The sequence below is a fragment of the Micrococcus porci genome, assembly GCF_020097155.1.
GTDB classification, from domain to species: Bacteria; Actinomycetota; Actinomycetes; order Actinomycetales; family Micrococcaceae; genus Micrococcus; species Micrococcus porci.
Genome location: NZ_CP083691.1, coordinates 245,737 through 268,365 on the forward strand (window position 1 = coordinate 245,737; position 22,629 = coordinate 268,365).

Annotated in this window: 22 protein-coding genes and 1 pseudogene; 7 read left to right on the plus strand and 16 right to left on the minus strand. The window is 73.1% G+C overall.

The features are described 5' to 3' along the window. Positions 1–112: 112 nt before the first annotated feature. Positions 113–1,093, minus strand: a pseudogene (locus KW076_RS01140) (IS481 family transposase); the annotation flags it as partial. Positions 1,094–1,150: 57 nt separating this feature from the next. Between KW076_RS01140 and KW076_RS01145 the strand changes: the two are divergent. From KW076_RS01145 to radA, 4 genes are all read left to right on the plus strand, one after another. Further along, positions 1,151–1,873 (plus strand): alpha/beta fold hydrolase, encoded by a 723-nt coding sequence (locus KW076_RS01145; RefSeq protein ID WP_049161065.1) that lies wholly within the window; start codon positions 1,151–1,153, stop codon positions 1,871–1,873. 13 nt (positions 1,874–1,886) lie between these two features. Then, positions 1,887–2,363: a MarR family winged helix-turn-helix transcriptional regulator gene (locus KW076_RS01150; protein WP_129666293.1), complete on the plus strand. Its 477-nt coding sequence runs from the start codon at positions 1,887–1,889 to the stop codon at positions 2,361–2,363. Positions 2,364–2,594: 231 nt separating this feature from the next. Next, positions 2,595–2,984: a hypothetical protein gene (locus KW076_RS01155; RefSeq protein ID WP_049161062.1), complete on the plus strand. Its 390-nt coding sequence runs from the start codon at positions 2,595–2,597 to the stop codon at positions 2,982–2,984. Positions 2,985–3,028: 44 nt separating this feature from the next. After that, positions 3,029–4,450: a DNA repair protein RadA gene (gene radA / locus KW076_RS01160; protein ID WP_224355817.1), complete on the plus strand. Its 1,422-nt coding sequence runs from the start codon at positions 3,029–3,031 to the stop codon at positions 4,448–4,450. A 31-nt stretch (positions 4,451–4,481) separates the two neighbouring features. On the opposite strand, the gene KW076_RS01165 is transcribed toward radA, so the two are convergent. After that, positions 4,482–5,393 carry a hypothetical protein gene (locus KW076_RS01165; protein ID WP_224355818.1) on the minus strand — a complete coding sequence of 304 codons (912 nt, stop codon included), beginning with the start codon at positions 5,391–5,393 and terminating at the stop codon, positions 4,482–4,484. Positions 5,394–5,435: 42 nt separating this feature from the next. Here KW076_RS01165 and KW076_RS01170 point away from each other — a divergent pair, with 42 nt between their 5' ends. Next, positions 5,436–6,365 (plus strand): HhH-GPD family protein, encoded by a 930-nt coding sequence (locus KW076_RS01170; RefSeq protein WP_224355819.1) that lies wholly within the window; start codon positions 5,436–5,438, stop codon positions 6,363–6,365. Between the two features lie 45 nt (positions 6,366–6,410). Here the strand turns inward: KW076_RS01170 and KW076_RS01175 are convergent, their stop codons facing one another. From KW076_RS01175 to KW076_RS01205, 7 genes are all read right to left on the minus strand, one after another. After that, entirely contained in the window at positions 6,411–6,926 is a 516-nt protein-coding gene (locus KW076_RS01175; protein WP_224355820.1) for an amino-acid N-acetyltransferase, read from the minus strand. A gap of 116 nt (positions 6,927–7,042) precedes the next feature. Continuing rightward, on the minus strand, positions 7,043–7,240 hold the full coding sequence (locus KW076_RS01180; protein ID WP_224355822.1) for a hypothetical protein: 198 nt from the start codon (positions 7,238–7,240) through the stop codon (positions 7,043–7,045). A 186-nt stretch (positions 7,241–7,426) separates the two neighbouring features. Further along, complete coding sequence (locus KW076_RS01185; RefSeq protein WP_224355823.1) at positions 7,427–7,627, minus strand: CsbD family protein; 201 nt, start codon at positions 7,625–7,627, stop codon at positions 7,427–7,429. A 125-nt stretch (positions 7,628–7,752) separates the two neighbouring features. After that, positions 7,753–10,395 (minus strand): ATP-dependent Clp protease ATP-binding subunit, encoded by a 2,643-nt coding sequence (locus tag KW076_RS01190; RefSeq protein ID WP_224355824.1) that lies wholly within the window; start codon positions 10,393–10,395, stop codon positions 7,753–7,755. A 108-nt stretch (positions 10,396–10,503) separates the two neighbouring features. After that, positions 10,504–10,734: a hypothetical protein gene (locus tag KW076_RS01195; RefSeq protein WP_224355826.1), complete on the minus strand. Its 231-nt coding sequence runs from the start codon at positions 10,732–10,734 to the stop codon at positions 10,504–10,506. Positions 10,735–10,736: 2 nt separating this feature from the next. Continuing rightward, the gene (gene lysS / locus KW076_RS01200) at positions 10,737–12,254 is read right to left on the minus strand and encodes a lysine--tRNA ligase (protein ID WP_224355827.1); all 1,518 of its coding nucleotides are present in this window, start codon (positions 12,252–12,254) and stop codon (positions 10,737–10,739) included. A gap of 21 nt (positions 12,255–12,275) precedes the next feature. Next, on the minus strand, positions 12,276–13,265 hold the full coding sequence (locus tag KW076_RS01205) for a 2-hydroxyacid dehydrogenase (protein ID WP_224355829.1): 990 nt from the start codon (positions 13,263–13,265) through the stop codon (positions 12,276–12,278). Positions 13,266–13,392: 127 nt separating this feature from the next. On the opposite strand from KW076_RS01205, the gene KW076_RS01210 reads away from it, so the two are divergent. After that, positions 13,393–15,321, plus strand: a complete 1,929-nt coding sequence (locus KW076_RS01210; protein ID WP_224355830.1) for an MDR family MFS transporter — start codon at positions 13,393–13,395, stop codon at positions 15,319–15,321. Next, on the plus strand, positions 15,314–15,844 hold the full coding sequence (locus KW076_RS01215; RefSeq protein ID WP_224355831.1) for a MarR family winged helix-turn-helix transcriptional regulator: 531 nt from the start codon (positions 15,314–15,316) through the stop codon (positions 15,842–15,844). Before KW076_RS01210 ends, KW076_RS01215 begins: the two co-directional genes overlap by 8 nt. Before the next feature lie 63 nt (positions 15,845–15,907). Here KW076_RS01215 and KW076_RS01220 read toward each other — a convergent pair whose 3' ends face one another. The 7 genes from KW076_RS01220 to KW076_RS01250 form a co-directional block, all read right to left on the minus strand. Continuing rightward, positions 15,908–17,932 carry a M13 family metallopeptidase gene (locus tag KW076_RS01220; RefSeq protein ID WP_224355832.1) on the minus strand — a complete coding sequence of 675 codons (2,025 nt, stop codon included), beginning with the start codon at positions 17,930–17,932 and terminating at the stop codon, positions 15,908–15,910. 148 nt (positions 17,933–18,080) lie between these two features. Then, entirely contained in the window at positions 18,081–18,563 is a 483-nt protein-coding gene (locus tag KW076_RS01225) for an SRPBCC family protein (protein WP_224355833.1), read from the minus strand. Positions 18,564–18,610: 47 nt separating this feature from the next. Further along, positions 18,611–19,300 (minus strand): DNA-3-methyladenine glycosylase, encoded by a 690-nt coding sequence (locus KW076_RS01230; RefSeq protein ID WP_224355834.1) that lies wholly within the window; start codon positions 19,298–19,300, stop codon positions 18,611–18,613. Next, complete coding sequence (gene panC / locus KW076_RS01235) at positions 19,297–20,310, minus strand: pantoate--beta-alanine ligase (RefSeq protein WP_224355835.1); 1,014 nt, start codon at positions 20,308–20,310, stop codon at positions 19,297–19,299. Before panC ends, KW076_RS01230 begins: the two co-directional genes overlap by 4 nt. 83 nt (positions 20,311–20,393) lie before the next feature. Further along, complete coding sequence (locus KW076_RS01240; protein ID WP_224355836.1) at positions 20,394–21,113, minus strand: DUF3618 domain-containing protein; 720 nt, start codon at positions 21,111–21,113, stop codon at positions 20,394–20,396. After that, on the minus strand, positions 21,110–21,469 hold the full coding sequence (locus tag KW076_RS01245; protein WP_370643471.1) for a phage holin family protein: 360 nt from the start codon (positions 21,467–21,469) through the stop codon (positions 21,110–21,112). The genes KW076_RS01240 and KW076_RS01245 overlap by 4 nt, the downstream gene beginning before the upstream one ends. 134 nt (positions 21,470–21,603) lie before the next feature. Further along, positions 21,604–22,398 (minus strand): hypothetical protein, encoded by a 795-nt coding sequence (locus KW076_RS01250; RefSeq protein ID WP_224355838.1) that lies wholly within the window; start codon positions 22,396–22,398, stop codon positions 21,604–21,606. Positions 22,399–22,629: the final 231 nt, after the last annotated feature.

Here is a 22,629-nt window from a genome sequence, read left to right on the forward strand (position 1 = left end):
TTCATGAGGTTGTTTACAGGAGATCGAACAGGGTGGGCTCGTGCCCGAGGCCCTCGATCTGAGGAACGTCGAGCACCTTCGGCTGAGGCTGGACCCGGTACGACGTGATCGGAACCCGGCTGGCCGGTGGCTTGTTGCCCAGGCTGCTGTGCGGACGGTCATGGTTGTAGGTGTTCAGGAATGCCGCCAGCGCGGCGGTGCGCTCACCGTCGCTGGCGTAGGCGCGTACGTAGAGCCACTCTTCCTTCATGGTGCGGTTGAAGCGCTCCACCTTCCCGTTCGTCCGGGGCGTGTGCGGGCGCGTGTACTTGTGAGCCGTTCCGGTTCCTGCGAGGGCGTCGTTGAAGACCTTGGAGCGGTACGCCGGGCCGTTGTCCGTGAGGCACCGACTGAATGTCGTGATGCCGTGCTCGCGGTAGAACAGCACCGCCCGAAGCCAGAACGCGGCAGCGGTACCCGCCCGCTCGTCAGGGTGGACTTCGGCGTAGGCCAGGCGGCTGTGGTCGTCCACCGCCGCGTGAATGTAGACGTAGCCGGGACGCCTGCTGGCGACGCGGCGGGAGGCTAGCGCTTCTTCGGTGCCACGCCCGTGGACGGCCCAACCGCCACCCTCCGGGATACGGCCGACCTTCTTCACGTCGACATGTATCATGTCGCCCGGAGCGGCGTGCTCGTACCGGCGAGGCTCGCGTTTGGACTCGCCCGTCGGCATGTCCAGGTCCCGCAGGCGACTGATGCCGTTGCGATTGAGGATGCGCCACACCGTGGCGGGGCTGATGTTGATCGATCCATCGCCGACCGTGGAGAGGTGCCCGGCGATGCGTGCTGGCCCCCACTTCTCGACCGTCCGCAACTGGACCACCATCTCCTCGATGTCATTCGGTGTGCGGGTGGGCTGATGGTCGGGCCGAGAGGTCCGGTCGTACAGGCCGGGCTCCCCGTGCAGCAGCCAACGGCGGTACCACTTCGTCAGCGCGGCGCGACTGATGCCCCCTTCGTCAGCGACATGAGCGAGCGGACGACCAGCGTCGACGCGTTCGCACAGACGCTTCCGGCCCTCAGGTGTGAGCGGAGCATTCGCGTGGGTAGGCACTCGCACTCACCGACGGAGACACTAGATGTTTCAACATGTATGTCGTAACATCTAATCATGAGCAACTCTACATTGGTCTTCGTCCCGTGCTTCTCTGGTGCCCCTTGGGAGGTGGAGCAACTCACCGCCCTCGCCGATCACCCTCGCCGGACCATGCGGCTCCCCGAGAGTCTCGATGACATCGAGGCCTACGCTGATGCGCTCTCGTCCGAGGTCGCCGACCTGGGCGACTACGTGCTGGTCGGCGACTCCTTCGGCGCGAACATCGCCCTGGCGCTGGGAGCCCGTCAGCCGGAGGGGCTTTCGGGCCTGGTGCTCTCGGGTGGCTTCGCTGCAAACCCGATCACCTCACCCGCCTGGAAGGCAGCGATGCGCCTCATGGGCAGGCTGCGGGGTCCGGCATACCGCCAGATGGTGCTTCGCGCCCACGCCCACCGACTGGCCTCGCCGCACGACACCGAAGGGCAGGTGCCCTGGTCGGAGTCGCAGAGTCGCCAGTTGTTTCTCGATCACACGCCAGCGACGTCATTCGGCGCTCGCGTCACGGCCGTACTGAACGCCGACTACACCGACGAGCTGGACCGGATTCAGGTCCCGACGCTGATCTTGACGCCGTCCCACGACACGCTCATCGGGGACGATGCGGCCCGCGTGTTGCGCGATGGCATCCCGCATGCCCGAGAGCGCGTGCTGGAGCGGACCGGGCACATGTTCCGGTTCACCCACCCAGAAACCTACAGCCAGGCTGTCGCCGAGTTCCTCGCTGACGAGTCGCTGTAAGGAGAGAGCATCAATGCGCGCCGTCGAAGAACTCCGCTACCTCATCCTCGCTGCCCAGCGGGAAGGCAACCGCCTCCTTGCTCAGGGGCTGCGCGCACTTGGCTTGACCCCATCCCAGGCAGAGGTGCTCCGAATCCTGAGTGACCACCAGCCCCTCACGCTGAGCGCCCTCGGCGGGCTGCTGGTCTGCGACAGCGGGCAGAGCCCCAGTCGCCTCGTCGACCGACTGGTTGGCAAGGGCTACATCGAACGCACCCCGTCGAAGCAGGACCGCCGCAGCGTCGAACTCGCCCTGACAGCGGAGGGTTCCGCCGCCTCAGCGAAGGTCGCCGAGATCGAGGAGGACGTCTACGCCCTGATCGGCGAGGCACTCGGCGGAACCGATCCGCAGCCCCTGACGGAGTTCCTCTGGAAGGTCGTTGGCGGCACCGTCGCCGGCGAAGCGTTGGCCCAGCGGCGCGCGAGCCAGCAGGAGCAGACCAATGTCTGATGTTCGCCGGACGGTGTGGATCATGGTCACCTACGCCGCGATCGGACTGCCGCTCTACCTGCCGATGTCGGCAAGGCTCAACAAGAAGGTCATGGGCTCGCCGCGGCCCATGTTCTGGGGAGCAAGCCCAATTGGCTGGCTCACGTCAGCAGGCCTCTGGCGGTACTTCCTCGGGTATGTGACCCGCCGAGACCTCGCTCGTCGGCGAGTTGAGGAGCGAGAGGAAAGGGCATGGGGACGAAGACGTCAGGAGTCGCGCCGCGCGACCACCCGCCGTTCGCCAACAGTGACGACGGCTACGCCTGGCAGTCCAACTGGTGCGACCGGTGTATCCACGACCAGCCTGCCCGCGAAGGTCGCTACGAGGACGCCTGCGGTATCTGGTACATCGCCGAGTGCGGGCAGACGCCAGGCGAGTGGCTACGCCAGCCCGGCCAGCGGTACGGCGACCAGTACCACTGCATCGAGTTCCGTAGCGAAGACGACGGCCCGGAGCCGCCGACCGACCCGGAGCCCACTCCGCCCGGTCAGGGCGAACTCCTACCGATGGAGCCCTACCTCGGAGTGAAGATGTTCGCGGACGTGGCTGCCGAAGTAGCCACGGTGTCAACAACCTCATGAAGTGGAACACCTAGCGCGTCCGCCCCCGTGGCTAGGGTGACGGCATGGCCACGAAGTCCTCCACCAAGCGCGCCCCGTCCTACCGCTGCACCGAGTGCGGCTGGACCACGGTGAAGTGGGTGGGCCGCTGCGGCGAGTGCCAGGCGTGGGGAACCGTGGAGGAGGCCGGCGGTGCGGCCACGGCCGGGCGGACGCACGCGTCCACCGTGGCGCAGGCGGCGCCCCGGATCAGGGACGTGGACGCCACGCTGGCCTCCTTCCGCACCACGGGCGTGCGGGAGCTGGACCGGGTGCTGGGCGGCGGCCTGGTCCCCGGGGCCGTGATCCTCCTGGCGGGCGAGCCCGGCATCGGCAAGTCCACGCTCCTGCTGGACGTGGCCGCGCAGACCGCCCGCGGGGCCGCCGGCGGCGGGCCGCGGGACGTGCTGTACCTGACGGGTGAGGAGTCCGCGGCGCAGGTGCGCTCCCGCGCGGACCGGATCGGGGCGCTGGCGGACACGCTGCGCCTGGCGGCGGAGACGGACCTCGGCCGGGCGCTGGGGCAGATCGAGAAGACGGACCCCGCCCTGGTGATCGTGGACTCCGTCCAGACGCTGCAGTCCACCGAGGTGGAGGGCGTGGCCGGCGGCGTCACCCAGGTGCGGGAGGTCGCGGCGTCGCTGATCCGCACCGCCAAGGAGAAGGGGATCACCACGATCCTCGTGGGGCACGTGACGAAGGACGGCTCCATCGCCGGGCCGCGCCTGCTCGAGCACCTCGTGGACGTGGTCTGCCAGTTCGAGGGGGACCGCCACTCGCGGCTGCGGCTGGTGCGCGCCGTGAAGAACCGGTTCGGCCCCACGGACGAGGTCGGCTGCTTCGACCTGCGGGAGGACGGCATCGAGTCCCTCGACGACCCCTCGGGCCTGTTCCTCTCCGGCACGCAGGAGCCCGTGGAGGGCACGTGCGTGACCGTGACCCTGGAGGGCCGGCGCCCGCTCGTGGCGGAGGTCCAGGCCCTGCTCACACCCTCCGGCGGCGGCAGCGCCCGCCGCACCGTCTCCGGCGTGGACGCCGCCCGCGTGAACATGCTCCTGGCGGTGCTCCAGCGCCGGGCCCGCTTCGCCCTGGCCCAGGACGACTGCTACGTGGCCACCGTGGGCGGGGTGCGGCTCTCCGAGCCCGCCTCCGACCTCGCCGTGGCCGTGGCGATCGCCTCCGCGAAGCTCGGCGCCCCCGTGCCGCAGGGCATGATCGCCGTCGGCGAGCTGGGGCTGGCCGGGGAGGTGCGCCCCGTGCCCGGCATCGGCCGCCGCGTCCGGGAGGCCGCCCGTCTGGGCTTCACCCGCGCCCTGGTCCCGCGCTCCCCCGAGCCGCTCGGGGACGTGCCGGCCGGGTTCTCCGTGGCGCAGGTGGGCACCCTCTCCGAGGCGCTGGGGACCATCCCGTCCTGGACGGGGCAGCGGTCCCCCGGCGCGCGCTCCTGAGCCGGGCGCGGCGGATCCCGACGCCGGCGGGTCAGCGGGTCGGGGACGCCGCGGAGGACGAGGGGGCGGCCGGGGACGAGGACGCCCGCCCGGACCCCGCGGGGCTCGACGTCGGCGCGGAGGACGTCGGCTCCGAGGCCCTCGGCGCGGGCGAGGACGGCTGAGCGGAGGAGCTCGACGCGGACGGGGACGCCGACGACGTCTCGGCGGAGGCGGGCGCCGTCGTCGCGCTCGGGCCGGGCGCCGCGGAGGACGCCGCTGGCGAGGAGGCCGGTGCGGCGCTCTTCGTCCCGTCCGTGACGGTCAGGGCGACCGGCCGCGAGGTGACCTCGCCCAGCGTCACCGTGAGCCGGTACTCGCCGGGCTCCACCGCCGGTCCGAGCCGGGCGCAGTCCGCGGAGGAGGCCCGCCCGTTCCAGCGGTACACGGCGGCCTTCTGGTCCCGCGGCTCCAGGACGACGTCCTCGTGGGTCGGATCCGCCTGGCACACGCGCGTGCTCATCACCTGCTGCTCGGAGGCGTCCGTGACGCGGAACTCCTGCTGCGCCGTGCCGACGTCGGTGCGGCACGGACGTCCGGACAGGTTGGTCACCTCCAGGCGGAGCACCGCCTCCTCCCCGGGGGCGTACCGCTCCCTGTCCGCCGCCGCCACGAGCCGCAGGTCCATGGGGGCGCAGGACTCGACCGACGCCGGGTCCTGCGTCTGGCCGGCCTGGGCGTCCAGGGAGCGGGCGGCCGCCGGCGTCGGGGAGGACACCGGCGTGGGGGCCGCGGACGGCTCTGCGTCAGGCCGGCCGGAGGGCAGCAGGGCGTTCACCAGCGCGCCGATCCCCCAGCCCACCAGGAGCAGGAACGCCGCCGCCAGGCATCCCGCCACCACGCGGCGGCGGCGGAGCACGGCCGCGGACGGGCGGGGACGGGGAGCGGGGGAGGCGGACGGCATGCGTCCCAGGGTAGGCCGGTGCGCCGCCCTAGAGTGGACGCCATGCCCGCCCACGACGACGCCGCCCCGCGCCCGGACCTGACCGCGCTGCAGGACGAGGTGCTGGACTGGTTCGCCGCGCACGGCCGGGATCTGCCGTGGCGGGACCCGGACTGCCCGCCGTGGGGCGTGCTCGTCTCCGAGATCATGCTGCAGCAGACCCCCGTGGTCCGGGTCCTGCCCCGCTGGCGGGCCTGGATGGAGCGGTGGCCCACCCCCGCCGACCTCGCGGCCGCCCCCACGGCGGACGTGCTGACGGCCTGGGACCGGCTCGGCTACCCCCGCCGGGCGCTGCGGCTGCAGGAGGCGGCGCGGGCGATCGTCGAGCGTCACGGCGGCGAGGTCCCCGCGGACCCGGCCGCCCTCCGCGCCCTGCCCGGGATCGGCGAGTACACGGCGGCGGCGGTCTCCAGCTTCGCGTTCGGCATCCCGGAGACCGTGGTGGACACCAACGTGCGCCGCGTGCTGGCCCGCGCTCTCCGCGGCGAGGGCCTCCCGGGCCGGACCCTCACCCGCGCCGAGATGGCGGCCGCCCACGCCGCCCTGCCCGCCGACGAGCACCGCGCCAACCGGTGGAACGCGGCCGTCATGGAGCTCGGCGCGCTGGTGTGCACCGCCCGCTCCCCTGCGTGCGACCGCTGCCCGATCCGCGCCCGGTGCGCGTGGGTGGCCGCGGGGTCGCCCGCCCCCGAGGTCGCGCGGAGGGGCCAGGCCTGGGTGGGGACGGACCGGCAGGTGCGCGGGGCCGTCATGGCCGCCGTCCGGGAGCACGGGCGTGTGCCCCGGGGCGGGCTCCGCGAGGCGGTCGACGGGACCGGCCGCCTGGGCGCGCACACCCCGGACGACGCCCAGTGGGAGCGGGCCGTGGCGGGACTCCTGGGGGACGGCCTCCTCGTGGCCCACGACGACGGCGCCCTCGCCTTCCCCGCCTGATGCGCCGGGGGCGGAACCGCGCGTCGCCGCCCCGGGGATCGGCCGTCAGAGGCTGCGGATCATGCGGGTGTTGCCGAGGGTGTTGGGCTTGACCCTGGCCAGGTCCAGGAACTCGGCGACGCCCTCGTCCGTGGAGCGCAGCAGCTCCGCGTAGACCTCCGGGTCCACGGCGGACTGGTCCGCCATCACCTCGAATCCGTGGCGGCGGAAGAACTCGACCTCGAAGGTCAGGCAGAACACCCGCGCCACTCCCACCTCGCGGGCCCGCTCCAGGAGCGCGGTGAGGATCCGGTGCCCGACGCCGGCACCCAGCCAGGCGTCCGCCACGGCCAGGGTCCGCACCTCGGCGATGTCCTGCCACATCACGTGCAGGGCACCGAAGCCGGCGAGCGAGCCGTCCTCCGCCTCGGCCACCATGAACTCCTGGATGGACTCGTAGAACGCCACGGCCTCCTTCTGCAGGAGCAGGCGCCGTTCGGCCAGGGGGGACACCAGCGCGCGGATCGCGGGCACGTCCTGCGTGCGGGCCGGGCGGACGGTGACGACGGGGGCGGCAGGCATGTCCGCCAGTCTAGGACCGGGCCCCGGGGCGGCCGACGGATGTCCACACCCCGGACGCGCGAAGGCCCCCGTCCCGGACGGATCCGGGGCGGGGGCCCACGAGGGGCTCGTCAGGCTCAGGCCTGCTGCTCGCCCTCGTTCTCGGCGGACTGGCCGTTCAGGAACTTGTCCTGCGCGCCGTCGATGCCCTTGTCGGCGAGGTCGGCGTGCTGGCCCAGCTTGTCACTGTGCTGCGCCTGCGCGGCGTCCACCTGCTCGTTGATCTTGTCGGAGTTCTCGTTCGCGAGGTTCTTCACGTCGTCGAAGCCCACCATGGTGCTCCTCCTTCTGTTCGGGGGCTGCCCGCGGTCCGGGGGACGGGAACCGCCTCCCTGCCGGGCAGGACCACCGGGAGCGGTCGTGACCCACACTGGCATCATGTGGGCCCGTCGTCCACCCCTCACCGGGAGAATTTCCCAGGCGTTCCCGGGTGGACCGGATCGCCCCCGGTCAGGGACGGGTCAGTCGCGGGAGACGGCGTTCTTCACGCCCTCGGCGGCGCCCTTGACGGCGTCCCCGGCGGACCGCGCGGCGTCCTTGGCGGACGCAGCGGCGGACTCGGTCCTGCCCTCGGCCTCGAGGTGCGAGTCGCCGGTGGCCTCGCCGACGGCGCCCTTCGCGTCGCCCTTGAGCTTGTCGAACGTGTTGCCCATGTCAGCCATGTCGGTCTCCTTCGGTGTCGGGCGCCGAGGCGCTCGCCCCGACGGTCCGCACAGAGAACGCCCGAGGCGGGACGGGGGTCAACCCCCACCCCGCCTCGAGCGTGGCGTCACCGGCGCGCGGCCGGTCAGTCCAGGCGCGCCCCGAGGGCACCGCCGGCCTCCGGGCCGTCCTGGCCCGCGTCATCCCCGCGGGGGACGTCCGCACCGGGGGCCTCGCGGCCCTCCACCGGGGCGTCGGCGGCCGCCGGGAGCGCCGCGGGCTCGGCCGCGTCGTCGCCCTCGAGCGCCGCGCGCCCGCCGGCGAACGCGAACGTCAGCTCGGCGCCCTCCCCCTCGCCCGTGGCGTCCACGGTGATGAGGGAGCCGGCCGGGATCTCGCCGAAGAGGATCTTCTCCGAGAGCTGGTCCTCCACCATCTGCTGGATGGTGCGGCGCAGCGGGCGCGCGCCCATGGCCGGGTCGTAGCCGCGGTCCGCGAGCAGGTCCTTGGCGGCCGGGGTGAGCTCGATGGACAGGTCCTGCTCCGCCAGGCGCTTGGCCAGGCGGGAGACGAACAGGTCCACGATCTCCACGATCTCGTGCTTCTGCAGCTGCGGGAACACGATCACGTCGTCCACGCGGTTGAGGAACTCGGGGCGGAAGTGCTGGCGCAGCTCTTCGCGCACCTTGCCCTTCATCCGCTCGTAGCCGGTGGAGGTGTCGGTGGAGGACTGGAAGCCCGTCATGACGCCCTTGGAGATGTCCCGGGTGCCGAGGTTCGTGGTCATGATGATCACGGTGTTCTTGAAGTCCACCACGCGGCCCTGCGAGTCGGTCAGGCGACCGTCCTCGAGGATCTGCAGCAGCGAGTTGAAGAGGTCGGCGTGCGCCTTCTCCACCTCGTCGAACAGCACCACGGAGAACGGGCGACGGCGGACCTTCTCGGTGAGCTGGCCGCCCTCCTCGTAGCCCACGTAGCCGGGGGGCGCGCCGAACAGGCGCGAGACCGTGTGCTTCTCCTGGAACTCGGACATGTCCAGGGTGATGAGCGCGTCCTCGTCGCCGAAGAGGAACTCGGCCAGGGACTTGGCCAGCTCCGTCTTGCCGACGCCGGTGGGGCCGGCGAAGATGAACGACCCCGAGGGGCGGTTCGGGTCCTTCAGGCCGGCACGGGTGCGGCGGATGGCGCGGGACAGGGACTTGATGGCCTCGTCCTGGCCGATGACGCGCTGGTGGAGCTCGGCCTCCATGTTGCGCAGGCGGTCCGTCTCCTCCTCGGTGAGCTTGAACACCGGGATGCCGGTGGAGAGGGAGAGCACCTCGGCGATGAGGTCCTCGTCCACGGTGGCGACGGCGGCGTCCTGGCCGGCCCTCCAGGCCTGCTCCTTCTGCTCCCGCTCCTCCTCGAGCTGCTTCTCCTGGTCCCGCAGGCGGGCGGCGCCCTCGAAGTCCTGGCCGTCGATCGCGGCCTCCTTCTGCGCCTTGACCTCGGCGATGCGCTCCTCGTAGGCCTTGACCTCCGGGGGCACGGTCATGCGGCGGATGCGCAGGCGCGCGCCGGCCTCGTCGATGAGGTCGATGGCCTTGTCCGGCAGGTGGCGGTCGGAGATGTAGCGGTCCGCCAGGGAGGCCGCCGCGGACAGCGCGCCGTCCGTGATGGAGACCTTGTGGTGGGCCTCGTAGCGGTCCCGGAGGCCGCGCAGGATCTGCGTGGCGTCCTCCACCGAGGGCTCGGGCACCTGGATCGGCTGGAAGCGGCGCTCCAGCGCGGCGTCCTTCTCGATGTGCTTGCGGTACTCGTCCAGCGTGGTGGCGCCGATGGTCTGCAGCTCACCGCGGGCGAGCATCGGCTTGAGGATGCTGGCGGCGTCGATCGCACCCTCGGCGGCGCCGGCGCCGACCAGGGTGTGGATCTCGTCGATGAACAGGATGATGTCCCCGCGGGTGCGGATCTCCTTGAGCACCTTCTTCAGGCGCTCCTCGAAGTCGCCGCGGTACCGGGAGCCCGCCACGAGCGAGCCGAGGTCCAGCGAGTACAGCTGCTTGCCCTTGAGGGTCTCCGGGACGTCGCCGCGCTCGATCGCCTGGGCCAGGCCCTCGACGACGGCGGTCTTGCCGACGCCCGGCTCGCCGATGAGCACGGGGTTGTTCTTGGTGCGGCGGGAGAGGACCTGCATGACGCGCTCCATCTCCTGGGCGCGGCCGATCACGGGGTCCAGCTTGCCGTCGTGCGCGGCGGCCGTGAGGTTGCGGCCGAACTGGTCCAGGACCACGGAGCCGGCGTTCTGGCCCTCCGAGCCGCCCTGGCCGACGCCCGCGCCGGCGGTCTCCTTGCCGCCCTGGGCGCCGCCCTGGTAGCCGGAGAGCAGCTGGATGACGGTCTGGCGGACGCGGTTGAGGTCCGCGCCGAGCTGCACGAGGACCTGGGCGGCCACGCCCTCGCCCTCGCGGATCAGGCCCAGCAGGATGTGCTCGGTGCCGATGTAGTTGTGGCCCAGCTGCAGCGCCTCGCGCAGGGACAGCTCGAGCACCTTCTTGGCGCGCGGCGTGAAGGGGATGTGGCCGGGCGGGTTCTGCTGCCCCTGGCCGATGTCCTCCTGGACCTTCTCCCGGACGGCGGCCAGGGAGATGTCCATGGACTCGAGGGCCTTGGCCGCCACGCCCTCGCCCTCGTGGATCAGGCCGAGCAGGATGTGCTCGGTGCCGATGTAGCTGTGGTTGAGCATGCGCGCCTCTTCCTGGGCGAGCACGACCACACGACGGGCACGGTCGGTGAATCTCTCGAACATGGGCACACTCCTTGCGTCGGTTCGGGTCGAGACTACGCAGGGGCGCCGGTGCCCGGCGGTGCTGTTCGCCACAGGGGGAAGCCCCGGGGCCCGACCGACCCGCGGATCTCAGGGGCGCTCGGCGCCCCCGGGCCCGGCGGGGGCGTCGCCGCGACGACGCGCGGCCCACTCCCGGGCCTCGGCCTCCTCGCGGGCCGCGCGGGCGTCCTCGCCCCGGCGCTGGCGCGCCTCGCGCTCGGCGGTGTCCGAGCGCAGCAGCGAGCGCATGACCAGCCAGAAGACCAGGCCGATCCCGACGGACGGGGCCAGGACGGAGAAGTACTCCCAGAAGGCTGCCACGGTCAGGCCTCCGGCTTGAGGAGCGGGAAGAGGATGGTCTCGCGGATGCCGGCGTCGGTGAACAGCATGACCAGGCGGTCGATGCCCAGGCCGATGCCGCCCATGGGCGGGGCGCCGTACTCGAGGGCGCGGAGGAAGTCCTCGTCCAGCTGCATGGCCTCGTCGTCGCCGTCGGCGGCCTTCAGGGACTGCTCGGTGAGGCGCTCGCGCTGGATCACGGGGTCGATCAGCTCGGAGAACGCGGTGCCGCGCTCCATGCCGCCGATGATCAGGTCCCAGGCCTCGATCACGCGGTCGTCGTCGCGGTTCGGGCGGGCCAGGGGCTGGGCGGCCGGCGGGTAGTCGTACACGAAGGTCGGGTTCATCAGGGTGGGCTCGACGATCTCGCCGAACAGCTCGATGACCAGCTTCTGGGCGTCCCACTTCGGATCCACCTTGACGTCGTGCTCCGCGGCGATGGCGCGCAGGGTCTCGGCGTCGGTGTCCGGGGTGACCTCGCGGCCCACGGCCTCGGACAGGCCCGGGTACACGGAGACCCAGGCCCACTCGCCGTCGAGGTCGATGACGCCCCGGGAGGTCTCGATCCGACGGCCCGCGCCGATCGCGTCCGCGGCGTTGAGGATGATCTCCTTGATGCGGTCGGCCATGACGTGCATGTCCGCCCATGCCTCGTAGGACTCGAGGGTGGTGAACTCGGGCGAGTGCGTGGAGTCCACGCCCTCGTTGCGGAACACGCGGCCGAGCTCGTAGACGCGCTCGATGCCGCCCACGACGGCGCGCTTGAGGTACAGCTCGGTGGCGATGCGCAGGGTCATGTCCTGGTCGAACGCGTTGAGGTGCGTCTCGAACGGGCGGGCCTGGGCGCCGCCGTGGACCAGCTGCAGGATGGGGGTCTCGACCTCCACGTAGCCGTGGGACTCGAGGGTGCGGCGCACGGCGGAGGTGATCTTGGCGCGCTTGTAGACCATCTCGCGCGCCTCGTCGCGGACGATCAGGTCCGTGTAGCGCTGGCGGACGCGGGTCTCCTCGTTGAGGTCCGCGTGGAGCACGGGCAGCGGGCGCAGGGCCTTGGAGGCCATCTCCCAGGCGGCGGCCTGGATGGAGAGCTCACCGCGGCGGGAGACGATCACGCGGCCGGTCACGGAGAGGAAGTCGCCGAGGTCCACGGACTTCTTCCACTCGCCCAGGGACTCCTCGCCGACCTCGGCCAGGGACACCATGACCTGCAGGCGCACGGCCTCACCGGCGGCGCCCGACTCCTGGAGGGTGGCGAAGCAGAGCTTGCCGGTGTTGCGCAGGAACACGACGCGGCCGGTCACGGAGACCTCGGGGCCCTCCTCCCAGCCGGCCTCGTGCTTGCCGTCGAACTTTGCGCGGACCGCGGCCAGGGAGTGCGTGCGGGGCACCTGCACGGGGTAGGCCTGGCGGCCGGAGGTCAGCAGCTGCTCGCGCTTGGCGGCGCGCACGGCCTGCTGGTCGTGGTGGTCGACGGCGGCGGGGGCGGGGTTCTCGGGGGTCACGGTCCCCCAGTCTACCGAGGGTCAGCCGCGCGCCTCGGGGTTGACGAGGGCGGGCGCCTCGCCGTCCGTCGCCATGCCGATCGCGTTGCGGGCGGTGAGCTCGGCCATCGCCGCGCGGGCGTCGCGCGTGGCGGAGCCGAGGTGGGGCAGGAGCATCACGTTGGGCAGCTCGGCGAGGCCCTCGGCCATCGCGGGCTCGTCCTCGTAGACGTCGAAGCCCGCGCCGAAGAGCCGCCCCTCGCGCAGCGCCGTCACGAGCGCGGCCTCGTCCACCACGGGGCCGCGGGCCGTGTTGACGAGCACGGCGTCGTCCTTCATCCGCGCGATCACGTCCTCGTCCACGAGGTGGCGCGTGTCCTCCGTGAGGGGGACGTGGAGGGAGAGGACGTCCGCGGTCTCCACGAGCTCCTCCCAGCGCACCTGGCGGACGCGGCCGGCCAGGTCGCCGAGCTCCTCGGCCGGGACCTCGCGGTGCGCGGGCGGGCGCGGCGCGAAGACGACCTCCATGCCGAACGCCAGCGCGCGCTCGGCCACCGCCCTGCCGATCCGGCCGAAGCCGGCCAGGCCCAGCGTCGCGCCGACGACGTCCTTGCCCACCAGCATGTCGGCCCGCCAGCCCTCGAACCGGCCCTCGCGCATCATCCGCTCCCCCTCCACGGCGCGGCGGGTCACGCCGAGGATGAGGAGGAGGGCGATGTCCGCCGTCGCGGCGGTGAGCACGTCCGGGGTGTTGCCCACCAGGATCCCGTGCTCCGTGGCCGCGGGGACGTCCACGTTGTCGAAGCCCACGGCGTAGTTGGCGATGCCCTTGACGCGGGCACGGGCGAGCAGGTCCGCGTCGTAGCGCTGGTCCAGGGCGCCCACCACGACGTCGTACTCGCCCGAGGCGCACAGGTCGGCGAGCGCCGCGTTCCCGCCGACGTCGCCGCCGCGCACCACCTCGCCGGCCTCGCGGAGCATGCCCAGGCCAGGCTCGGGCAGGTCGGCCATCAGCAGGAATCGGGGGGACATGGCAGCTCGCTCTCGTGGGGGCCGGGAGGTGACCAGGCTAACGGCGCGCGGGGACGACGGGGAGGGCCCTTGGGCTTATAGTTGACGAAAATCAATCATTGACGTGTGTCAATCACCGAAGGACCCCATGAGCACCACCACCGCCCCGCCCGCGACGGCCGGCCCGGCCGCCGTCGGGAACTCCCCCGCCGTCCCCTCACTGGAGAGGGCCGCCGACGACGCCGCCCGCCACCGCACCGTGCTGCGCGCCCTCACGGGCCTGCTGCTCGGCATGTTCGTCTCGATGATCGCCAACACGGTGGTCTCCACCTCCATGCCGGTGATCATCAGCGACATCGGCGGTGACCAGACCGCCTACACCTGGGTGATCACCGCGGCCCTGCTGGCCACCGCGATCGCCACCCCCATCTGGGGCAAGCTGGCCGACCTCGTGGACCGCAAGGTCCTCTTCCAGGTGGCCCTGGTGCTCTTCGTGGCCGCCTCCGCGGCCGCCGGCTTCACCACCGACCCGACCTTCCTGATCGTCTGCCGCGTGATCCAGGGCCTGGGCGGCGGCGGCCTGGCCGCGCTCAGCCAGGTCATCATGGCGGACATCATCAGCCCCCGCGAGCGGGGCCGCTACGCGGGCCTGTTCGGCGCCGTCATGGCCGTGGCCACCGTGGGCGGCCCGCTCGCCGGCGGCATCATCACCGACCTCTGGGGCTGGCGCTGGAACTTCTTCGTGTCCCTGCCGTTCGCGCTCGTGGCGCTGGTGATGGTGCAGCGCACCCTGCACCTGCCCGCGCGCGAGTCCCGCAAGGTCTCCATCGACTACCTCGGCATCGTGCTGCTCTCCACCGCCACCGCACTGCTGCTGATCTGGGTGACCAACGCCGGCCACCAGTTCGACTGGGCCAGCGCCACCACCGCCTGGATGCTCGGCGGCGCCGCACTGGCCGCCGTGCTGTTCGTCGTCGTCGAGCTCACGGTGGCCGAGCCCCTGATCCCGCTGACCCTGTTCCGAGACCGCACCTTCACCCTGGGCACGATCGCGTCGATCGCCACCGGCCTGGCCATGTTCGGCGCGTCCGTCTACCTGTCCCAGTACATGCAGCTCGCCCGCGGCGCGACCCCGACCCAGGCCGGCCTCATGACCATCCCGATGATCGTCGGCCTGCTCGTGTCCTCCACGGTGATCGGCGGCGTCATCACCCGCACCGGCGTGTGGAAGCGCTGGCTCGTGATCGGCGCCGTCCTGCTGATCGCCGGCGCCGCGATGCTCGGCACCCTGCACTACGACACCTCGTTCTGGCTGGTGTCCCTCTACATGTTCCTGCTCGGCGCCGGCGTCGGCATGACCATGCAGAACCTCGTGCTCGTGGTGCAGAACACCACGGACCCGCGCCAGATGGGCGTCGCCAGCTCCGGCGTGACCTTCTTCCGCTCCCTCGGCGGCACGATCGGCGTCGCCGTGATGGGCGCCGTGGTGGCCAACGTGGTCCCGGACCAGGTGGAGCAGCGCAGGACGGACATCGGCGCGGCCCTGGCGTCCCTCGGCCCGGCGGGCGCGGAGTGGGCCCAGCGCCTGCAGTCCGGCTCGCTGCCGCGCGTCGCGGAGATGCCGGACGCCCTGCGCGTGATCTTCGAGGACGTCTATGCCACGGGCATCTCCCAGGCGTTCCTGGTGGGCGTGCCGCTGGCCGTGGTCGCCCTGGCGGCCATCCTGTTCCTGCCGAACATCCCGCTGGGCCACATGACCACCACGGAGCGGATCGACGCCGAGCGCGCCGACCTCGCCACCGTCAGCGTGCCGCAGGCCATGCAGACCCTGCCCGCCACCGGCTCGACGCCCGTGGTCGCCCAGGCCCAGGTGCAGGAGGCCGCCCCGGCTTCGACGACGACGACGCCGGCCCCCGCCGCTCGTGCCCTGCGTGTCCCCGCCGGGCTGCGCGAGCGCCGCATCGCCCCCGCGGGCACCGGGCGCTCCACCGCGTGGCGGGCCACGGCCAGCGCCCTGGCCGCCGGCGCCGCGGCCGCGGCGTTCGTCCCGCTGCTGCGCCGCTCCCGCCGTGGCTGACCCGGCCGACCACGGGTCGGACGGCCGCGGGACCGGGGCCGATGCATTCGCGCCGGAGGCGTTCGACGCCGCCGTGCGCGAGCTGGAGGGCTCGTTCAACCGGCTGGTCCGCCAGTACCGGGCCACGCTGGCCCGGCAGGCCGAGGCGGTCCACCCCGGTCTGCCCCTGGGTGCCATGAAGGCGTTCGTGGCGATCTGCCACCGCGGCCCGCTCACGCCCTCGGACCTGGCCGAGCACTTGATGCTGGACCGGACGCAGATCTCCCGGGTGCTCAAGGACCTGGAGGGGGACGGGCTCATCCATCGCGAGCCCGACCCCCGGGACCGCCGCTCCGCCCTGCTCACGGCCACCGACGAGGCCCGGGCCCGGCTCGACGCCGTCCGCCAGGGCCCGGCGGGGGGCGGCACCCGCGCCCGCCTGCAGCGCTGGGACCTCGAGGACGTGCGCGCCCTCAGCGCCCTGCTGCGCCGGTTCGTGGACGAGCGGGAGGACCCCGCCGCCGACGACGCCTGCCGCCCCTGAACGGGGCGTGTCGGCATCGTCGTCAGGAGCGGCGTCGTCGTGGCCTCGCCGGACCGGCCGGGCTCACCAGATGGTGACGCGCTCCTCCGGGGCCAGCCACATGGGGTCGCCCTCGCGCGTGCCGTAGGCGGTGTGGAAGGCGTCCAGGTTCTTCACCACCTGGTTGCAGCGGAACTGGTTGGGCGAGTGCGGGTCGGAGGCGATGCGGGTGACCATGGTCTCCGGGCGGGTCAGCTGCCGCCACACGGCGGCCCAGGCCTGGAAGAACTCGCGGTCGCCGGAGGACTCGTCCTCGGTGGAGCCGTCCTGCTCCTCCCGCCAGATCTCCAGGGCCTGGTGGGCGATGCCCAGGCCGCCGAGGTCGCCGATGTTCTCCCCGAGGGTGAACTCGCCGTTGACCTGCCGGTCCGGGGCCTCCGCCGGGGACAGCGCCGAGTACTGCGCCACGAGGCGGCCGGTGCGCTCGGCGAAGGCCTCGCGGTCCTGCTCCGTCCACCAGTCGTGGAGGCGGCCGGAGCCGTCGTAGCGGGAGCCCTGGTCGTCGAAGCCGTGGCCGATCTCGTGGCCGATCACGGCGCCGATCCCGCCCAGGTTCGCGGCCATGGAGCGCTCCGGGTCGAAGAACGGGGGCTGCAGCAGGGCCGCGGGGAAGACGATCGCGTTCTCCAGCGGCGTGTAGTAGGCGTTCACGGTCTGCGGGGTCATGTGCCACTCGCGGGGGTCCGGGCCCGTCTCGATCTTCGCGAGGTCCCGGTCCCACTCGAAGCGGTCCACGGCGCGGGCGCAGCCCACGAGGTCGCCGGGGGTCAGCTCCAGTGCCGAGTAGTCCCGCCAGGTCTCCGGGAAGCCGACCATCGGACGGAACATGGCGAGCTTCTCCAGCGCGCTCTGCCGGGTCTGCTCGCCCATCCAGTCCAGGGCGTCGATGGAACGGCGGTAGGCCTCCAGGAGCAGGCCCACGAGCTGGTCCATGGCGGCCACGTGGCCCTCCGGGAAGTGCCGGGCCACGTAGAGCCGGCCCACGTCCTCCCCCACGCCCCCGTTGACGAACGCGACGGCGCGCTTCCAGCGCGGGCGCACCTCCTGCGTGCCGGCCAGGCGGCGGCCGTAGAAGGAGAAGTTCTCCTGCACGAACGCGTCCGGCAGGAACCCGGCCCGCGAGCGCAGCACCTGCAGCGTCAGCCAGGCCTTCCAGTCCGCGAGGTCCGCGGCGTCCGGGCCCTCCAGCAGCGCCTGGACGCCGGTGAGGAAGTCCGGCTGCCACACCACGACCTCGTCCGCGCGGGCGTCGGCGGCGCCGATCCCCTCGAGCCAGCCCGGGGCCAGGGGCAGCAGCTCCAGGAGCTGATCGCGGGTGAGCAGGTTGTAGCGGGCCACGGCGTCCCGGGAGCGGACCACGTCCCAGTGGTGCGCGGCGATGCGCTTCTCCAGGGCCACCACGCGCTCGCCCAGGGCGGCCGCGCCGGCCTCGTCCCCGCCGACGCCGGCCAGCGCGAACAACCGACCCACGTGCTCGGTGTACTGCGCGAGGATCTCCGCGTAGGCCTCCTCGCGGTAGTAGGACTCGTCCGGCAGGCCCAGGCCCGACTGGATCAGGTGCAGGAGCATGCGCTCGGGGTCGCCGGCGTCGTTGAGGGCGCCCGTGCCGATCAGGCCGGACACGCCCTCGCGCTGCAGCCGACCCGAGAGGGCCAGCAGCTCCGCCGGGGAGGCGACGGCGTCCACCGCCTCCAGGTCCGCGGCCAGCGGCAGGATCCCGGCGGCCTCCACGGCCTCCTCGTCCATGAACGCGGACCACAGCACGGCGATCCGCTCGCGCGCGGCACGCTCGGCGGCGGCGGGGTCCTGCGAGGCCTCGTCCTGGGCGGGGGCCTCGACCTCGGGGGCCGGCGCGGCCATGGCGGCGTCGCGGGCGGCGTCCTCGGCGATCCGGCGCACGGCCAGCTCGGCCGCGTCCCGCAGCTCGAGGAACGCGCCGTAGGCGCCCTGGTCCGCGGGGATCTCGTGGGTGTCCAGCCACCCGGCGTTGACGTGGCGGTACAGGTCCTCGCGCGGCGACGGGACGCGGGGCTCGGCGGTGGCGGTCATGGCGGATCCTCCTGGACGTGGGGGTGGGACGGTCTCGCACGGCACTCTAGCCGTGACACCGGACACGACGACGGGCACGCACCCTGGTCGGGTGTGTGCCCGTGGTCGTGGGGACGGGCGAGCCGGGGGCCGCCGTCGGGAGGCGGGGTCAGCCGACCTCGGAGGCGAGCTTCGCGAGCGACTCCTCCATCTGCTCCTCGGAGACCATCGGGAAGAGGTTCTTCGCCAGCAGCTCCGGGTCGGTCACGTCGGTCCAGTCGTAGGTGAGGGACACGTCCGTGCTGCCGGAGCCGTTGTCCTCGAGCCGGTAGACCCACTGCCAGCCCTTGGGCTCGGTGCCGGCGGGGGCGGTCTTCCAGCCGACAAGCTTGTTCGGGTCGTAGGCGACCACGTGGTTGTCGGTCTGGTAGTCGCCCCCCATGTGCTCCGCGTGCATGTTCATGGTGAACACATCGCCGACCTTCTGGATGCGCTGGGTCTTGTCGTCCGACTGCACCATGCCCGAGCCGTCGAACTTCGCGTGGTTCGCGGGCAGGGTCAGGAAGTCGAACACGTCCTTGGCGGACGCGTCGATGGTCCGGGTGACGGTCTGCTGGGTCTCACCGTGGGCGGTCTTGTTCATCTCGGTCATGGGATCAACCTAGGCACGGGGCCGGGGCGGCCGACAAGGTCTGAGGCTCAGTCCGGCACGTTGCGGCCACGCCGGAACGCGGACACGCTGCGGTGGCCGGCCACGCTGAACCGCCACGGGAAGCGCACGGAGCCGCCCTCCCCCGAGACGCCGACGCGCGGGCCCGTCACGACCTCGATCGGCGGCTCGGCCGGATCGCGGGACGCGGGCGGGGCCAGGAGGAAGCGGGCGGGTGCGGCGAGGCGGGCCGGGGTGCCGCCGTCGTCGGCCACCTCCGGCGGCGCGGCGACGATCTCCACGGGCACGTGGCCCATCTGCAGGGTGATGCCGAGGCCCTGGCCGAGGTTGCCCGGCCCGGAGAGCAGCTTGAGGCCGGTGTCCCGGCCACGGCGGGCCACCGCGAGGTCCCCTCCCGCGAGCACCTCGGCCGCACGCAGCAGCACACCGCCGGCCTCCCCCTCGGGGTGGCCCACCAGGTTCAGGCAGCGGTGGATGCCGTAGTTCAGGTACACGTACGTGCGACGCGGCGGCCCGAACAGCGCGGCATTGCGCTCGGTGCGACCGCGGAACGAGTGGGCGCCGGGGTCCGCACCCGCGTTCCCGTACGCCTCGGTCTCGGTCAGCCGCACGGTGACGGCGCCGTCCGGGGCGACGACGGTCAGCCGGCACCCCAGCAGCGTCGCGGCGAGCGCGGGCGTGGGGCCGTCGAAGGCGGCGGCGAGACGCTCCGGGGTCACGGCAGCGGCCCCGCGGCGGGCAGCACCATGTTGTCGATCAACCGGACGGGCGGCACGTGCGCGGCCACGAGGGCGAGGGCCTCGCGGCGCAGCGGCTGGCACAGCAGCTCCGGGCCGAGCTCCTCGAGGGTCTCGCGGTCCACCACCACGAGGTGGTCGAGGGTGACGCCGGGCTCGTCGGACACCATCTGGCGGGCCGCCCGCACGTCGATCGGCTCGCCGGCCTCGGCGGCGTCCACGAGGGCGCGCAGCGCGCGGGAGAGCACCAGGGCGTGCTCCAGGCCGTCGGCGTCCAGGCGGGTGTTGCGGCTGGACAGGGCCAGGCCCTCGGGCGAGCGGACGATCGGCACCGCACGCACCTCCACGTCCACGTCCAGGTCGTGGGCCAGGCGGCGCAGGATGGCCAGCTGCTGGGCGTCCTTCTGGCCGAAGTAGCTGCGCAGTGCGGGCACCGCCGGGCGCACGATGTTCCACAGCTTGGCCACCACGGTGACCACGCCGTCGAAGTGCCCCGGCCGGGAGACGCCCTCCAGGACCTCGCCCATGCGGCCGGCGGACACCGTGACGATCGGCGCGTCCGGGTAGCCCGGGTACATCTCCTGCACGTCCGGGGCGAACACCAGGTCCGCGCCGGCCGCGCCCAGCAGGTCCAGGTCCGCCTCCAGGGTCCGCGGGTAGTTCTCCAGGTCGGCCGGGTCCCCGAACTGCAGGGGGTTCACGAAGATCGAGGCGACCACCACGTCGTTCTCCGCGCGGGCCTGCCGGATCAGGGCGGCGTGCCCGCCGTGCAGGGCCCCCATGGTCGGGACCATCCCCACGACGACGGGCGCCCCGCCGCGCTCCTGCCCCGCGGCGGCGGTCAGCTCGCGCAAGGCGGCCCGGGCCTCGGCGACGGTGCGGGCCAGGCGGGGGCGCCGGGCGCCGTCGGCCACGGGGAGGGCGTCCTCCAGGGTGAGGCCGGTGCCGGCGGGGACGGGGCGCCGGTCGGGGGTGCGGTCGAGAGGGGTCACGGGGCGAGTCTAGGCAGTGCCCCGGACACGACGACGCCGCCCGCCCTCCGAGGGGAGGACGGGCGGCGTGCGCGCGGGGCGGGTCAGGCGTGCTTGGCCGCGTGCTTGACCTGCTGGGCGGCGTCCTGCGAGGAGCCCTTGAGGTCCTGCGCCTTCTCGGCGCCCTCGGACTTCAGGGACTGCACGGACTCCGCGGCGGAGTCCTTCAGGGAGGCGGCGGCGTCGCGGACCTCCGGCTCCACCTGCTCGCGCACGTCCTGCGCGACCTGGGCGGCCTCCTGCTTGGCGGACTCCAGCAGCGGGGCCGCCTGGTCCTTCACGCGCTCGGCGGCGCGCTTCTCCACGGGGGAGGCCGGGATCAGCGAGCCGATGAGCCAGCCGGCACCCAGGGCGATCAGGCCCGCGGCGAGCGGGTTGCCCGCCGTGCGGCCGCGCACCTGGGCCGGGGCCTGCTGCACGGCGTGCTGGGCGTCGTCGACCCACTGGGAGGCGGCCTCGCCGGCCTGCTGCGCGTAGCCGCGGGCCTGGTCGGCGACGTCGTGGGCGGTGCCCTGGACCTGGCCGGCGGCGTCCTGCGCGGCGAACCGGGCACGGTCCACGGCGCCGGGGCCCTCGTGGTGCTCGGGGGTGCCCATGATGTTCTCCTTCACTGTGATGAAGCCGTCCTTGACGCGGTTGGTCTGGCGGCTCACGGCCTTGGTGGGGCTGACCTTCTCGGCCAGCGCGTCCACGTCCTGGCCCAGTGCGTGGCGGGTGCGCTCGATCTCGGCACGGATCTCGTCGGGGTTGCTGCTCGTGGTCATCGCGTCTCCTTCGCAGGGTTCAGGGTCTCGGGGATCTCCTGAAGCGTCTCCTGGGTCTGCGGCAGACCCTTGATCTTCTCGATGTTCTTCTTGCCCTGAAGCGCCAGCACGGCGGCCACGACGCCCCACAGGACGGCCACGATCAGCGCGGCCCAGCCCAGGGGCATGAGGGAGCCGAGGGCGTACATCAGGGCGAGGGACAGGAACATCAGCAGGAAGAACCCGCCGACGGCGGCGCCGGCGAACATGCCCGCGCCCTTCCCGGCCTTCTTGGCGGAGTCGGTGGCCTCGGCCTTCGCGAGGGCGATCTCCTGACGCATCAGGAGCGAGACCTTCTCCGTGGCGGAGGAGAACATCTCACCGAGCGACTCGTGCTCGGCGCGGAACTCCGCCTGGGTGGGCGGCGGGGTGTGGGCCCCCGCCGCTGGGGTGGACTGGTGGGCGGCGGGGTCCGCGTGGCGCGGGGCTCCGCCGTTCGGGGTGGCGTGGCTCATGCGCGGCCCCCGTCACGGGTCTGGTCGTACGGATCCTCCGCCACCGGCTCGCCGGTGAGCGGATCGATCGTCGGCAGCGGCTCCGTGCCGTAGGGCAGGCCGGCTGCGGTGTCCGAGACCGGACGCGGGGCGTCGTCGCCGGTGTGCGCCGGGATCTGCGAGTCCAGGTGGTGCGGGGTCACATCGGCCTGCACGCCCTGGGGCTCCAGCTCGCGGCGGTGCTGGGGCGTGCGGGGGGCCGAAGACAGGGACGCGGGGCCGTCCTGGGAGGCGTCACGCACGCCGCGGGTCATGCGGCCGGCGAGGACGCCGGCGCCGAGGGCGATCGCCAGGAACGTGCCGGGACGGCGCGCGGCGAAGCGGCGGACGTCGTCCACGAGGTCCATCGGCTGGGCGGTCTCGAGGCGCTGCGTGAGGGTCTCGGCGCGGTCGGCGACGGCGGCCACGGCCTGGCGGACGGCGTCGCCCTGGGGCTGCTCGCCGGAGAGCAGGCGGTGCAGGTCGTCCGTGATGCCGCGCGACTGCTCTGCCAGGCGACCCTGCTGGGTCGAGGCCTGCTGGGCGGCCTGGTCCTGCAGGGAGCCGGCCAGGGACTTGGCGTGCTGGACGGCCTCGTCCTTGACCGCGACGGCCTCCTGCTGGGCCGACTGCGCCAGGTCCTGGGCGTGGGCCTTGGCGTCCTGGGCGACGCCCGCGGCCTGGTCCTGGGCGGCGCCGGCGGCGGCCTCCGCCTTCTGGCGGGTCTCGGACTGCTGCGGATCGGCCGCGCGAGCGGAGTGGTTCTTCGCCATGGTGTGCCTTCCTATTCAGGGGCCGCGCCTTCCATCGGCGCGGCCGGTGAAGGTCACGCTAGGACAGGCCTCCGCCGTCCGTCACGGGCTCGTGGCCTGGGACGTTCCGGGATTATCTCCCGACGCCGGGCCGCCCGGACCCCGCGGCGGGCGGGGGTCCGGGCGGTCCGGGAAGGGGTGCGGGAGGGGGTCCGGGTGGTCCGGGAGGGGGCACGGATCAGCGCAGGCCGC

Bases quoted from the DNA above. Each gene is read 5' to 3' on its own strand.
- KW076_RS01180 (WP_224355822.1), bottom strand. From the start codon at position 7,240: ATGGTGGGCTTCGACGACGTGAAGAACCTCGCGAACGAGAACTCCGAC.
- KW076_RS01185 (WP_224355823.1), bottom strand. From the start codon at position 7,627: ATGGCTGACATGGGCAACACGTTCGACAAGCTCAAGGGCGACGCGAAG.
- KW076_RS01210 (WP_224355830.1), top strand. From the start codon at position 13,393: ATGAGCACCACCACCGCCCCGCCCGCGACGGCCGGCCCGGCCGCCGTC.
- KW076_RS01175 (WP_224355820.1), bottom strand. From the start codon at position 6,926: ATGCCTGCCGCCCCCGTCGTCACCGTCCGCCCGGCCCGCACGCAGGAC.
- KW076_RS01205 (WP_224355829.1), bottom strand. From the start codon at position 13,265: ATGTCCCCCCGATTCCTGCTGATGGCCGACCTGCCCGAGCCTGGCCTG.
- KW076_RS01170 (WP_224355819.1), top strand. From the start codon at position 5,436: ATGCCCGCCCACGACGACGCCGCCCCGCGCCCGGACCTGACCGCGCTG.
- KW076_RS01145 (WP_049161065.1), top strand. From the start codon at position 1,151: ATGAGCAACTCTACATTGGTCTTCGTCCCGTGCTTCTCTGGTGCCCCT.
- KW076_RS01220 (WP_224355832.1), bottom strand. From the start codon at position 17,932: ATGACCGCCACCGCCGAGCCCCGCGTCCCGTCGCCGCGCGAGGACCTG.
- KW076_RS01250 (WP_224355838.1), bottom strand. From the start codon at position 22,398: ATGGCGAAGAACCACTCCGCTCGCGCGGCCGATCCGCAGCAGTCCGAG.
- radA (WP_224355817.1), top strand. From the start codon at position 3,029: ATGGCCACGAAGTCCTCCACCAAGCGCGCCCCGTCCTACCGCTGCACC.
- KW076_RS01155 (WP_049161062.1), top strand. From the start codon at position 2,595: ATGGGGACGAAGACGTCAGGAGTCGCGCCGCGCGACCACCCGCCGTTC.
- KW076_RS01190 (WP_224355824.1), bottom strand. From the start codon at position 10,395: ATGTTCGAGAGATTCACCGACCGTGCCCGTCGTGTGGTCGTGCTCGCC.
- KW076_RS01240 (WP_224355836.1), bottom strand. From the start codon at position 21,113: ATGACCACGAGCAGCAACCCCGACGAGATCCGTGCCGAGATCGAGCGC.
- KW076_RS01165 (WP_224355818.1), bottom strand. From the start codon at position 5,393: ATGCCGTCCGCCTCCCCCGCTCCCCGTCCCCGCCCGTCCGCGGCCGTG.
- KW076_RS01150 (WP_129666293.1), top strand. From the start codon at position 1,887: ATGCGCGCCGTCGAAGAACTCCGCTACCTCATCCTCGCTGCCCAGCGG.
- KW076_RS01245 (WP_370643471.1), bottom strand. From the start codon at position 21,469: ATGTTCTCCTCCGCCACGGAGAAGGTCTCGCTCCTGATGCGTCAGGAG.
- KW076_RS01225 (WP_224355833.1), bottom strand. From the start codon at position 18,563: ATGACCGAGATGAACAAGACCGCCCACGGTGAGACCCAGCAGACCGTC.